This window comes from Nocardioides ultimimeridianus, from assembly GCF_054777895.1.
On record NZ_BAAHAB010000009.1, the window covers coordinates 82,947 to 95,583 of the forward strand.

The 12,637-nt window shown below is 71.2% G+C and carries 10 protein-coding genes; all 10 read right to left on the minus strand.

Features of this window, described 5'->3' with window-relative positions; all coding sequences use genetic code 11:
* Positions 1 to 272 precede the first annotated feature (272 nt).
* Positions 273 to 1,478, minus strand: a complete 1,206-nt coding sequence (locus tag ACYU8V_RS09025) for an HNH endonuclease signature motif containing protein (RefSeq protein WP_460846784.1) — start codon at positions 1,476 to 1,478, stop codon at positions 273 to 275.
* Positions 1,479 to 1,771: 293 nt separating this feature from the next.
* The gene (locus tag ACYU8V_RS09030; RefSeq protein ID WP_460846785.1) at positions 1,772 to 2,671 is read right to left on the minus strand and encodes a hypothetical protein; all 900 of its coding nucleotides are present in this window, start codon (positions 2,669 to 2,671) and stop codon (positions 1,772 to 1,774) included.
* Between the two features lie 50 nt (positions 2,672 to 2,721).
* On the minus strand, positions 2,722 to 3,372 hold the full coding sequence (locus ACYU8V_RS09035; RefSeq protein ID WP_460846787.1) for a DUF6629 family protein: 651 nt from the start codon (positions 3,370 to 3,372) through the stop codon (positions 2,722 to 2,724).
* Positions 3,373 to 3,394: 22 nt separating this feature from the next.
* Positions 3,395 to 4,903, minus strand: coding sequence for an SDR family NAD(P)-dependent oxidoreductase (locus ACYU8V_RS09040; protein ID WP_460846789.1), 1,509 nt, complete (start codon positions 4,901 to 4,903; stop codon positions 3,395 to 3,397).
* Positions 4,904 to 4,960: 57 nt separating this feature from the next.
* A complete protein-coding gene (locus ACYU8V_RS09045) occupies positions 4,961 to 6,520 on the minus strand; it encodes a phosphate ABC transporter substrate-binding protein PstS (RefSeq protein ID WP_460846790.1) in 1,560 nt (519 codons plus the stop codon).
* On the minus strand, positions 6,517 to 7,632 hold the full coding sequence (pstA, locus tag ACYU8V_RS09050) for a phosphate ABC transporter permease PstA (protein WP_460846791.1): 1,116 nt from the start codon (positions 7,630 to 7,632) through the stop codon (positions 6,517 to 6,519). Before pstA ends, ACYU8V_RS09045 begins: the two co-directional genes overlap by 4 nt.
* 1 nt (position 7,633) lies before the next feature.
* Positions 7,634 to 8,644, minus strand: coding sequence for a phosphate ABC transporter permease subunit PstC (gene pstC, locus ACYU8V_RS09055; RefSeq protein WP_460846792.1), 1,011 nt, complete (start codon positions 8,642 to 8,644; stop codon positions 7,634 to 7,636).
* Positions 8,641 to 9,486 carry a phosphate ABC transporter ATP-binding protein gene (locus ACYU8V_RS09060; RefSeq protein ID WP_460846794.1) on the minus strand — a complete coding sequence of 282 codons (846 nt, stop codon included), beginning with the start codon at positions 9,484 to 9,486 and terminating at the stop codon, positions 8,641 to 8,643. The genes pstC and ACYU8V_RS09060 overlap by 4 nt, the downstream gene beginning before the upstream one ends.
* Before the next feature lie 22 nt (positions 9,487 to 9,508).
* Complete coding sequence (locus tag ACYU8V_RS09065) at positions 9,509 to 10,396, minus strand: sortase (RefSeq protein WP_460846795.1); 888 nt, start codon at positions 10,394 to 10,396, stop codon at positions 9,509 to 9,511.
* Entirely contained in the window at positions 10,393 to 12,600 is a 2,208-nt protein-coding gene (locus ACYU8V_RS09070) for a type 2 periplasmic-binding domain-containing protein (RefSeq protein WP_460846796.1), read from the minus strand. Before ACYU8V_RS09070 ends, ACYU8V_RS09065 begins: the two co-directional genes overlap by 4 nt.
* Between the last annotated feature and the right edge of the window lie 37 nt (positions 12,601 to 12,637).

The window sequence follows — 12,637 nt, forward strand, 5'->3', positions numbered from 1 at the left end:
GTGGTGCGGGCTTGAGGGGTGGCGCCGCTGTTGCTTGCTTCGGGGTTGGTCGGGGCGGCCGCACCTTAGCCGCCCGGCACCCCGCGTCAAGGATGCTCGCTTCGCTCGCCCCGCTGCGCGGCGCTTCGCGTCCTTGACCCGGGGTCCCGACCGGGCGGCGAAACGGCGCGGAGTCGGCACGGGCTTCGCCCGCGCCGCCGCTTCGCGGCCGCGAGAGAGGGCGATCTTCTTCGGGGAGTTCTCCCGGCACCTGGTGCCGGGCGGACTCCCGCCTACGTCCGTCGGTGGAACCGGTAGTCGCCGGTAGCGAGCCTGGTCATCGTGTAGCGGGTGTCGTGGGCCCGGTGGTGATGGTGACTGCAGAGCAGGACGCCGTCGGCGAGATCGGTCCTCCCGCCCTCCGACCAAGGCTTCAAATGATGGGCCTCACACCAGGCTGCGGGGATCGAGCAGCTCTCGGCGCGACAGCGCTTGTCGCGTAGGCGCATGGCCTTGCGTTGGGGCGGTTCGTAGAGGCGTCGGGCTCTGCCGAGGTCGAGGGGCTCGGACTTGCCGCCGAGGACGACGGGGATGATCTTCGCAGTGCAGGCGAGCCGCCGTGCCTCGGAGGCGCTGATCGGCATCTCGCCGAGCATCGCGGAGCCCAGCTCCTTGGCCAGGGCGTCGAGCGGGATGGTGACCATGACGGTGGTGGCGTCGCCGCCGTGGTCGGGCAGCCGCTTCGGGTCGAGCAACTCAAGGAGTCGGCAGAACGCCTCGCCTCGGTTCCTGGCGCGGGTCTGGGTGACGCGGGGCGAGTCCTCTGCTTCGACGTAGGTGAGGGCTCGTTCGGAGACCGAGTCGGGGAGGTCGCAGATCCAGCGGGTGATCCCGTTGCCGCGTTTCCGGATCCTGATCGCGACCTCGTCGCGTGCGGCCTGCTCCTCGCGTTCGAGCTGCTTGCCGAGCTCGGCCTCGGCGATCTCGGGTGCGACGACTTCGAGGATCTTGGCGCCGAGCACCTGAAGGTCTTTGGGGTCGTAGATCGCGGCCAGCTCGATGAGGTGCTGCTCGGCCTGGGTCCGGACCGTGTGGTCGACGGCGTCGGAGAGCCTGTCGACCGAGCGGACGATCACCCGGGCCTGAGCCTCGTTCACCCGTCCTTCGCGCATCGCGGCCGCAGTGAGCGGGTGCTGCTCGAGGGACTCGGCCAGCCGGAGCTGGGCTCGGCCGGCGGAGGAGGTGATGCGGGTGGCGTGGGCGAGCCAGCACCCGGCGTCGCGGGACCCGTGCTCCTCGGCAACGTCGGAGGAGGCGGCGAGGACGCGGAGCTTCAGCTCTGCGAGCTGGCTCTCTACTCGCGCGAGGTCCGTGAGGAACTGGGCTTTGTCGCGGGTGCGGAGGTAGTCGGCCGGCATGTCCGCGACGTCAGAGAGCTCCTTCTGCAGCGCTTGGGCGCAGGCAAGGATCGGGTGCCAAGACACCGTTCCTGCGACCATGACATGCTCCCCGAGACGGACTGATCAACTACCTTCCATGATACATCTGTTCGAACATTTCCGGTACCCCGAAATCGAACAAATTCCCAGGTCAGGACGGGTTTTGCGGGCGGCCGCGTAGCGGCGGCGCGGGCGAAGCCCGTGCCGTTGTCGCGCCGTCCAGCCGTGCGCCAGGGCCCCGCAGTCAAGGACGGCCGAAGGCCGCCGCGCAGCGGCGCGAACGAAGTGAGCGTCCTTGACGGCGGGAGGCGCACGGCTAAGGTGCGGCCGCCACGACCAGCCCCGCGAGAGGCTCAGTGCGTGATCCGCGCCTTCACCGCGGAGAACCCGAACCCGAACGAGATCGAGTCCCGCTTCCCGTCGGTCCCCCGGGTCCCGTCGGCCTTGAACAGGTCGACGTCCGGGGCCAGGAGCGCCTTGATGAGGTTGTTCCCGCGCACCTCGTCGGCGGTGATCACGAGATCCTGGTTGGCGTCGAAGATCTGCTCAGCCGTCGAGCCCTCGGACCCGCTCGTGCAGGTACCGGGCGCAGGACCGACACAGTCACGGTCGACCAACGCCTGGAGGAGCGTGGCGAGCTGCGGGTCCAGGACCGAGCTGATCGTGGTCGACCGGAAGGCACCGTTGATCCGGCCACCGAGGCACTTGGCGTAGCAGGTGGCGAAGGCGCGGCCGACCACCATCGGCATCGTGAACGGGCCGCCACCGATATCCATCCGGATCGGGATCGTCGTCGCCGTCGTGGAGAGGTGGTGGTTGACGATCTTCGCGGGGACCCGCGCAGAATGGGTACTTCCGGCGCGGAAGGTGCCGGTCCCGCTGAGGTTCGGGTTCGTGACCGGTACGCCGTACCAGAGCTGCCAGGTCGCCTGCCGGTCCGTCGTCAGCGACCGGGTCCGCAGCGAGTGGAGCATCACGATCCGCCCGTTGCGGACGTCGCTGTTCCAGGTCTGGGTCAGGTCGAGTCCCTGCGCCACCAGCGCGGCGAAGACGTTGGCCAGGGCGTTGTCGGCCTTCCCGTCACCGGTGAGGTCCCGGCCGAGCGCCCGCGCCTGCGTCGCGTCGAACGGCAGGACGATCGCCGAGGTGACGAACCCGTGCTCCGGCGGCAGCGTCGCCTCGGCCGGTGCGACCAGTGATGCGGGCCCGACCAGGGCCAGGGCGAGTGTTCCGACGGCGATCCTGGCGCGCATGACGGCTCCCTCCACAGGTGGAGCGATCCATGCTGCCACCGCTCGCGACGCTACGGAGCCGAAAGCGCCGATCTCCTTCGCGACCGGAGGTGGACGAGGATCACGACGCTGATCAGTGCGGCCCAGAAGCACCACAGCGAGACCGTCCCGTCGCGCGCCGCCCAGACCACCACCGCCACGCCCGCCAGGTTGAGCACGGAGAACAGCCGCAGCCACCGGCTCCGGGCCAGCAGCCCCGGACCGCACGTGGCGACGACGTAGATCACGAACGAGGCGTCGCCGAGGAGCGGTGACACCGTGTAGGCGATGTGGTGGCCGTCGATCCGCAGCGGCACCTCACCGTCACGCAGTCCCCACGCACACGTCGCGGCAGCCACCGCTCCGCACCCGACGAACAGCCACGCGAGCCACGGTGGCCGCACGCTGCCCTCCCGCAGGAGGGCGTACGGCACCGCGATCGGTACGACGAGCAGCGCGATCACCAGGTAGATCCACTCGGCGGTCAGGCCGGCCGCATGGCACACGCGGCCCTGGAGGTCCCACCACACGAAGGTCTCGACGAGCTGGTGCACGCCGAACAGCAGCGGCAGCGACGCCAGCGCCCGGCTGCTCGGCGAGGACCGAGCGGCTCGCAGGGACGCGACGCCGATGCCGGTGACGACCAGGCCGGCGCCGAGATCCATCGGTGCCGCGAAGCACATGCGCTGTCCTCTCGGGGCGTGCCTACCAGGGCGAGGGCTGGTAGTCCTTCACGAAGACCCCGTAGACGTCCTCCCCGGCCTCACCCCGCACGATCGGGTCGTAGACCCGCGCTGCACCGTCCACCAGGTCGAGCGGAGCGTGCCAGCCCTCGGCCGCGATCCGCAGCTTCTCGTAGTGCGGCCGCTCGTCGGTGATCCAGCCGGTGTCGACGGCGGTCATCAGGATGCGATCGGTCTCGAAGTACTCCCCCGCCGAGGTGCGGGTCATCATGTTCAGCGCGGCCTTGGCCATGTTGGTGTGCGGGTGCCCCGGGCCCTTGTAGCGCCGGGAGAACTGGCCCTCCATCGCCGAGACGTTGACGATGTACGCGCGGCGCGCACCGCCGGCGACGGCGGCACGAAGGGCCGGGCGCAGCCGGGAGTTGATGAGGAACGGCGCGATCGAGTTGCAGAACTGCACCTCGAGCAGCTCCAGCGGGTCGACCTCGTCGAGGACCTGGGTCCAGGAGTTGTTGTCCTGGATGTCGGGGATCAGGCCGCCCGCGTCGATCGCGGTGCCGGCGAGGTGCTGCTCCAGCGACGCGCCTCCCGCCTTCAGCGCCAGGGCCGTCATCGAGGCCGCATTGTGGGCCGCGAGCGCGGCCTCAGCGGACTCCCCGTCGTGGTGCGCGACGGCGTGGTCGGCGAGCGCGCCCGCGATGGCGGCCGGGTGTGCCTCCGAGATGTGGTCGAAGGTCACCATCTCGGGCAGCGCGATCCCGGTGGGCAGCGGCGCCAGCTCGCCCTCGGTCAGGTGCGAGTACGCGCCGGGCAAGCGGCGTACGGTCTGGCAGGCGTTGTTGATGATGATGTCCAGCGGCCCGTCGGCGGCGACGTCGTCGGTCAGCGAGATGACCTGCGTGGGATCGCGCAGGTCGATGCCGACGACCTTGAGCCGGTGCAGCCAGTCCGCAGAGTCCTCCATGGCCGCGAAGCGGCGTACGGCGTCCTTCGGGAAGCGCGTGGTGATGGTGGTGTGCGCGCCGTCGCGGAGCAGCCGCAGCGCGATGTACATGCCGATCTTCGCGCGGCCCCCGGTGAGCAGCGCCCGCTTGCCACTCAGGTCGGTGCGCGCGTCGCGCTTGGCGTGCGACATCGCCGCGCACGAGGGGCACAGCCAGTGGTAGAACGCGTCGACGAGGGTGAAGTCCTCCTTGCAGATGTAGCACCCACGGGCGGTGAGCAGCTCCCCCGCGAACGCACCCTGCGCGGTCGACACCAGCGGGATCCCCGCGGTCTCGTCGTCGATCCGCATGGCCGACCCGGTCGCCGTGCGCTCGATGATCTCCTGGTCGTGCCGCTGCTTCTCGGCGCGGATCTCGGCCCGCCGCTGCTTCTTCACCAGCTTGTACATGTACGACGCCGCGCGCTTCATCGTGCGCACGTCCTCGTGCTCGGGGTCGAGCTGCGGGATCTGCTTGAGCACCTTCAGCGCGATCTCGAGGTCGGCGGGGTCGATGCGCTCCAGGGGTACGTCGGGTCCTGCGGTCACCGACGAATCGTAGATCCGCAGCGGCCGAAGACCCGCCTCGGCGACGTCGGGCCGGGGTCAGGTCCGCCGGCGAAGGCGGCGCAGCAGCAGCGGCGGAGCCAGCACCACGCAGAGCAGCACGACAGCGGTGACGAAGCCGGCCGCCCGGCCCTCGCCGGTGCGGGAGCCGACGAGGGCGATCGGCGTCGCGGACGCGCCCACCGCGCCGGTGGCCCCGACCGTGTCGGCCGTCCCGCCGCCGGTCCCGGTCAGCGGGTCGACCGCACCGGGGGTCCCCGCACCCGTCACTCCGGAGCCGACGGTGGTGCCGGTGCCGGTGCTCCCGCCGGCTCCCAACGTACCGGATCCGGTCGAGCCGCCGCCCGTCGTACCGGCGGGACTGCCCTGGCCCGGTGCGCACGTGGCGCCCTGCTTGGAGCACTTGTCCGGCTGCGGCGCCGAGCTCAGGATGTCGAGCGCGGGGTTGTTGCACTGGCTGATCGACGGCGACGCGACCGCGCCGGGGATCCGCTTCACCTGCGCGAAGCCCGCCTCGACCAGGTTCTTCGGAAGCGGCGAGTAGCCCAACCGCTCCGCCTTCTGCTGGCCCTGGCACAGGAAGTAGTTCGCGAACGTCGACAGGGTCTTGCCCTTGTCGGTGTTGAACGGGGCGGCCGTCGTCGTCGGCAGGATCATGTAGCTGTAGCTCGACATCGGGTAGGCCCGCGGGTCGGGGTTGTCGTAGACCGACGCGAGGTTCTGGGTGAGGTCCTTGTTGATCTTCGCCCGGGTCAGCGCGACCGCCACGTTGCCGGCGGTGGGCTGGGCGTAATAGCCGGCCTTGTTCAGCAGGCCCACGACGGGGAAGTCGATGCGCTTGGCATAGGCGTACTCGACGTAGCCGATCGAGCCCTCGCCGTACGACGCCGAGACGTAGTTCGCGACGCCGTTGGACCCCACCTGCGCCTTGCTGTTGCCGAAGGCCGGGTAGAACGAGACGCTCGGGCAGTCGCTGCCGCTGAGGTGCAGCCGGCTGCGGATGAACGGGCAGTACACGCTCGGGGTCTGGTGCTGCATGTAGAGCGTGAACTGCGCCGACGCACCCGCACCGTCGGAGCGGACGACCGGGATGATCGGGATGTCCGGCAGCTTCTTGCCGTAGTCGGCGGTGATGGCCGGGTCGCTCCACGAGGAGATCGCCCCCGTGAAGATCTTGGCGAGCGTCGGGCCGGAGAGCCGCAGGTCACGGACCTGCTGGCCACCGAGGTGGAGGTTGTACATGAACGACGTGCCACCGGCGACGATCGGCATGTAGGCGTAGGGACGGCTCGGCACCTCGGCCTGCTGGCCGGGCTCGGGCGGGTTCTGGAACGGGATCTCGCTGGTCGCGAAGTCCGCGGTGCCCTGGATGAACTGCGAGCGGCCGTCCGTCGAGCCGGTGCCGGCGAAGTTCACGACCACACCCGAGGCGCGTACGTCGGCGCGCCAGGCGTCGATGGCGACCTGGCTCCACGTCGAGCCGGCTCCGGAGACCGGCACGTAGCTCGTCGCGTGGGCTGCCGGGACCGGGGCGCAGGTGAGCCCGACGACGGCGACGGCCAGCCCGATCAGGGCGGCGCGGAGGGGACGGCGGTTCACGAGAGATCTCCTAGACGGGTGTGGAGGCGCCGGGTCTGGCGACGGGTCATCCGCCCGGGCGCCCGGCCGCCGATGATGCGCGCGGCAGCGAAGAAGAGGACGACGAGGAGCAGGAGCACGATGCCGGCGCCGAAGGCGCGGGTGATGGCGACGTCGATGGGTGAGCGCAGTCCGTTGAAGACGAACAGCGGCAGTGACAGCTGGGGGCCGCTGCGCGGGTCGTAGTTGAGCTCGTTGGTCGAGCCCGCCACGAGCAGGACCGGCGAGGTCTCGCCGATGATCCTCGCGACGCCGAGCAGGACGGCCGTGACCAGGCCCGGCCGGGCGGTCGGCAGGACCACCCGCCAGACCGTCTGCCAGCGCGAGGTGCCGAGCGCGAGCGAGGCCTCGCGCAGCCCGTTGGGCACCAGGCGCAGCACCACCTCGGCGGTCGTGATCACGACGGGCACCATGCTCACCGACAGCGCGAGCGCAGCGGCGAGCCCGCTGCGGTCGTGCCCGAGCTGCAGGATGATCAGCGAGTAGATGAACAGGCCGGCCACGATGGTGGGCACCGCGGTCATCGCCTGCACGACCACGCGGACGGTCCGGGCCAGGCGCCCGCGCACCTCGCTGAGGTAGACCGCGGTGGCGATCCCCAGGGGCACGCTGACGGCCACCGAGATCGCCACCTGCTCGAAGGTGCCGACCATCGCGGCGTAGATGCCGCCCTGGTTGAGCGGGGCGTCCGGACCCGAGTAGGCCATGGTGTCGTGGAAGAAGTTCCAGTGCCCGAGTGCCGCCTTCCCGTGCCAGAACGTGAACAGCACGATGCCCGTCAGCGCGGAGATCATCACCAGCCCGGCCGTCGCCACCAGCGCGCCGACGATCCGGTCGGCCACTCCCCTCGGGTCGAGCGTGGTGGTGCTGACCACGGCGAGGAACAGCAGGAACAGCAGGTAGGCCATGATCCAGAAGCCGATCGTGCCCGAGGCCGGGAGGAGGCGCTCGTAGAGCAGCCAGGCCGTGGAGAGCGCGCCGGCTCCGGCCGAGGTCAGGTGCAGGACCAGCTCCGGCGAGACCCCGCCGAGCTTCACCCGGGCAGGAGGGAGGGGCGCTGTCGTCGTACTCATCTCAGATCTCCGTCGCTGCGCCGGACCGCGAGCGGCTGACCACGATGCCGGCGAGGGTGTTGATGACGAGGGTGAAGGCGAACAGCACCAGGCCCGCGGCAAGCAGCCCGGCGAAGGCGTTGCCGCTGGACTCGGAGTAGCGCGAGGCGATGTGGGCGGCGATGGTGTTCGTGCCCGTCTGCAGCGGGTGGGTGGTGAAGTCGAAGATCGGCGAGATGAGCGCGTAGACGACGATCGTCTCGCCGAGCGCCCGGCCCAGCCCGAGCATGATGCCGCCGATGATCCCCGCGCGACCGAACGGCAGCACGACCGTGCGGATCATGCCCCATCTCGTCGCGCCCAGCGCGATCGCTCCCTCACGCTCACCGACCGGCGCCTGCGCGAAGACCTCGCGCATGATCGAGGTGATGGTCGGCATGATCACGAAGCCGACCGCCACCCCGGCGATGAAGGCCGAGGACGTGTACGACGACGGCGAGCCGGGCGTCTTCACGCTCATGAACGGGAGGAACGAGCCGAGGTGGGCCGAGAGCCACTGGGCCACCGACAGCAGCTGGGCCTGCAGGAACACCACCGCCCAGATCGCGTAGATGACCGCGGGCACGGCCGCCATCAGGTCGACCAGCGTCACCAGCGCCCGGCGGAGCCGCACCGGGGCGTACTCGCTGATGAACAGCGCGGCGCCGAACGAGACCGGCACCGCCACGACGAGGGCGAAGAGGCCGACCAGGACGGTGCCCTCGAGCAGGCCCGCGATGCCGTACTGCCCGGTCTCCGGGAGCCACTGCTTCTCGGTGAAGAAGTGCCAGCCGCGCTGCTGCAGCGCCGGCCACGCGCCGACGGCCAGGAAGTAGCCGATCAGCCCCATGATGAGCAGGGTCGCGATCGCGGCGACCCGTGTGGTGGTGACGAAGGCACCGTCCGCTCCCGTCGGGCGGGCGACGAGCGTGCGCGGCAGGGGGAGGACCGGCAGCTCGAGCTCCTCGGTCGCCGGCTCGAGTGTCGTGCTCATCCGAACCTGCCGTTGACGTAGTCGCTCGTCCGCTGGTCGCTGGGCCGCTCGAAGATGTCGTCGGTCAGCCCCTGCTCGACGATGTGGCCGGGCTGCCCCTCGGACGCAAGGAAGAACGCACAGCGGTCGGAGACCCGGTGGGCCTGCTGCATGTTGTGGGTGACGATGACGACGGTGACCTCGCCGGCGATCTGGCGGATCGTCTCCTCCACCCGTCGCGTCGAGGTCGGGTCCAGGGCAGAGCACGGCTCGTCCATGAGGAGTACGTCGGGCCGCACCGCGAGCGAGCGCGCGATGCAGAGCCGCTGCTGCTGACCGCCGGAGAGCGAGCCGCCGGGGGTGCCGAGCCGCGTCTTGACCTCGTCCCAGAGGCCGGCGCTGCGCAGGCTGTGCTCGACGAGCGCGTCCGCGGCCGAGTCCCTCCCGCGCGTCCGCACCTTCTGGCCCGTCAGGCGCAGGCCCGCCAGCACGTTGTCGTAGATGGACATGGTGGGAAACGGGTTGGCCTTCTGGAAGACCATGCCGATGCGCCGCCGGCTGTCGATGGGCCGCAGCGCCGGGTCGTAGATGTCGGTGCCGTCGAGCAGCACCTGGCCCGCGAGGGCGGCGGACGGCACCAGCTCGTGCATCCGGTTGAGGATGCGCAGGAAGGTCGACTTGCCGCACCCGGACGGACCGATCAGCGCCGTGACCTCGCCGGCCCGCATCGTGAGGTTCACGTCGGACAGCACGAGGTGGTCGCCGAACCAGGCGTGGAGGTTCTCGGCGACGAGGGTGCCGGGCGTGGCCGGACCGGCGGGGACGGCGGGCAGGACGGTGGTGTCGTCAGCGGTGAGCGTCATCGGGTGTTCTCTCTGCTCGGGTTCACAGCGTGTTGGGGAGACGGAGGGTGATCTGCTCGAAGACGTTCCAGAGCACCACGAGGAGCACGGGTACGGCGCCGAGCCAGACCGCGCGCCTCGGGAACCGGTGCGCGGCCCAGGTGGCCGCGACCGCGAGGACGAGCAGGGCCTGCGACCAGAGCAGGAGCGACAGCAGGTGGTCGTGCTGGCCCTGGTCCGGCTGGTCGGCGGGATCGGCTCCGACACCGGCCGCCGCACCCGTCGAGGCCGGCAGTGCCGTGCCCTTCAGCACCGCGGAGACCTGCAGGGTGCGCGTGTCGAGCACGGGCGGGTCGCTGGTCACGAGCGTGAGCCGCGCCGGGACCTCGCGGATGGACGTTCCGCCGGCGTCGCTGGTCCGGACGACGTCGACGACGTAGGTCCACCTGCCCTGGCCGGTGGTCACCTCGATCGTGTCCCCCGGCCGGAGCCGGCCCAGGTGCAGGAACGGCGCTCCGCCGCCGATCCGGCGCCCCACGAGCACCGACACACCCGCCTGGCCGGGCAGGACCGTGTCGCTGCGCAGACCGGGTCCGTCGAGCGTCTGCTCGCTGCTGCTGCCCATCTCGAAGACCTGGTCCACCTGCAGGGCGGGGATGCTCACCACCCCGAGCGGCGTGCCCCGGGCGATGACACCGCTGACCGGCACCTGCGCGAGGGCGAGGTCCTTCTTCAGCTGGGCGTAGTGCAGGTCCTGGGCCCGGTGCTGGGCGAGGGTCGAGCCGGCGAACACATAGAGGCCGAACAGCAGCAGTACGCCGGAGAGCAGCGACACCGTGAGCGCGATGACCGACGCGACGTCCATCGCCTCGCCACGAGTCGCCTCGCCACGAATCGTCTCGGCGTGCCGGCCCTCTGTCGGCGCCGTCACCGTCGCAGCCATCGTGGCCCCCGCCCGGTCCGGCCCATCCAGAGCACCAGCGGTCCGGAGAGCATGCCGAGCAGCATCAGCAACGCCAGGCCCGGCAGCAGCAGGTGGCGCGCACCGGCGGCGATCGCGGCCACGTCGACGAACTGCGGGGACACGGTCGGCTTGCTCGCGGCCGTGGGGGCGGTGTCGGCCGTGGGGGCGGCGGATGCCGCGGGAGCGCTGGTCGGACCGCTCGCCGCGGTCGTACCCGAACCCGTGCCCGAGCCCGACCCGGTGGAGCCGGTGCCGGTCGGGCTGCTCGTCGGCTCGGCGGCCGGCGCCCCGGCCAGCACGGCGGTCCGGGCCTTGGCCAGCTCGCCGCGCAGGTCGCCGGGCAGCGGGGCGTAGCCGGCGGGCAGCTGCCCGGCGCTGTCGCCGGGGACCTGGCCGGCAGCACCGGCGTACGCGAGGAAGTCGGCCATCTGCTGCCGGGTCGCCTTGTCGGCGTCGGTCCGCAGAGCCGCCGTGACCTGGAGCGCCAGCGGGTAGCCGGCCGGGTCCTCGGCGGAGTGGTCGACGCTGCGCGTGACGCCGTCGGCCGCGACCTTCGCGTGCTCGATCGCGTCGGTCATGCTGGCGTTCGTCGGAGCGACGTACCTGCCCGAGGAGTTCTCCAGGGACGCGGTCGCGAGCCTGAACCGCTGCGCGGAGGCGGCGTCGATGATGCCGATGACCTCACGGCTGCCGGGGTTCTGCCGGGGCTGCTTGACGGTGACGTTGACGCCGCCGACCTGCTCGACCATGCCGCCGGGGAACTGGGCGATCGAGAGCTGCCGCGAGAGCGCGTCGAGCTCCTGCACCGGCGCGAAGCTGTTGGACAGGTCGGGGTCGAGCAGCGGGAAGCTGGTGATCGGCAGCGCGAGCTTGGCGTAGTTGCTGTTCACCGTCATCCCCCACGGATCCGGATGGCCCGCGAGGAAGTCCCGTGCGTCCTTGTCGGACGCGATCCACCGGGTGAGGGCGGAGGTGGTGTCCGAGATGTCACCGAGCAGCAGCACGTGGTTGCCCGGGGCGCCGCCCGGCCAGTCCACGCCCGGGTTCAGCGCCTTGAACTCCGGGTCGGAGAACAGGTTGTAGGGACGGTTGTGGATCACCGCCGGGTCCGCTCCGGAGCGGTACGACGCCGTGATCAGCTTCGCGACCAGCCGCGGGTCGAGCTTCATGTGGGTGACCGGCTTGCCGTTGGCGTCGTCGACCTGGAAGGCGATGACCAGACCGGTGACGGCCACCGGCGCGTACACGACGTGCTCGGCCTTCGCCTTGTCGAGCGGATCGATCGTGAGCCCGGCGTCGATGCTGGAGCTCGCCACGTCGGAGCGCGTCTGCGGCTCGCCGATCGCGGTGTAGTCGAGGCTCACCTTGCCCGAGGAGAGCGTGCACGTGCGTGCTCGCCAGCTCGCCAGGGCCTGCGCGGCCATCGGGCTGCCCTCCACCGGCAGCGAGCTCCCGCTCAGCGGGCAGGTGTCGTTGACCGGCTGGAAGCTGAGCGGTACGACGACGCGGCGCGCCCACGCCCAGGGCGCGTCCATCAGGTCCTCGGTGTCACCGATCGACCGGTCCCCCCGCCCGTAGTTGGGCACGACGACGATCGAGCACGGCGCCGCGGGCGAGCACCCGAGACCGGCGGACTCGTTCTTGGTGAACACCTGGATCGAGGCCTCGCCGGTGCCGTCCGGGCTGGTCACGACGTCCTGCCAGTTGGCCGGGCCGTCCGGAGTCGCCGCGAACGGGTCGGTCTGCCCGGCGTAGGTGAACGCCGGGACCGCGGGGATGGCCTCGGTGGTGTCGCTGGCCGGCACCCCCCGGAACCCGGGCGATCCGTAGCAGTCGCTGGAGCTGGCCGGGTCCGCCCCACGGCACTCGTAGACACGCACCGGGTTCTCGGTGTTGGTGTCGAGGGAGTCGCCGGCGTTCTGCAGGCGGGTGGCCGAGCTCGGCCGGAAGCCCTTCCACGAGACCGCGACGGTCTGGTTGACCAGCCCCGTCGTCCGGCTCACCGTCACCGTCGCGTCCGTGCCGGCGCCGGGCGCCGGCACGGTCACGCCACCGGTGCCCGCGGCGCGGTGCGGTGCCGGAGAGGCGGTCGCCCCGGTCGGCAGCACGGCGAGCGGTGCGAGGCCGGCCAGGCCGGAGAGGCCGAGAGCCAGGGCGATGCGGATCCGCATGGAAGGGACTCCTTGGAGCGATCGGGCGGTGACAGAG

Excerpts from the sequence above, each read along its gene's own strand:
- ACYU8V_RS09025 (WP_460846784.1), bottom strand. The coding sequence starts at position 1,478 with ATGGTCGCAGGAACGGTGTCTTGGCACCCGATCCTTGCCTGCGCCCAA.
- ACYU8V_RS09030 (WP_460846785.1), bottom strand. The coding sequence starts at position 2,671 with ATGCGCGCCAGGATCGCCGTCGGAACACTCGCCCTGGCCCTGGTCGGG.
- ACYU8V_RS09035 (WP_460846787.1), bottom strand. The coding sequence starts at position 3,372 with ATGTGCTTCGCGGCACCGATGGATCTCGGCGCCGGCCTGGTCGTCACC.
- pstA (WP_460846791.1), bottom strand. The coding sequence starts at position 7,632 with ATGAGTACGACGACAGCGCCCCTCCCTCCTGCCCGGGTGAAGCTCGGC.
- pstC (WP_460846792.1), bottom strand. The coding sequence starts at position 8,644 with ATGAGCACGACACTCGAGCCGGCGACCGAGGAGCTCGAGCTGCCGGTC.
- ACYU8V_RS09060 (WP_460846794.1), bottom strand. The coding sequence starts at position 9,486 with ATGACGCTCACCGCTGACGACACCACCGTCCTGCCCGCCGTCCCCGCC.
- ACYU8V_RS09070 (WP_460846796.1), bottom strand. The coding sequence starts at position 12,600 with ATGCGGATCCGCATCGCCCTGGCTCTCGGCCTCTCCGGCCTGGCCGGC.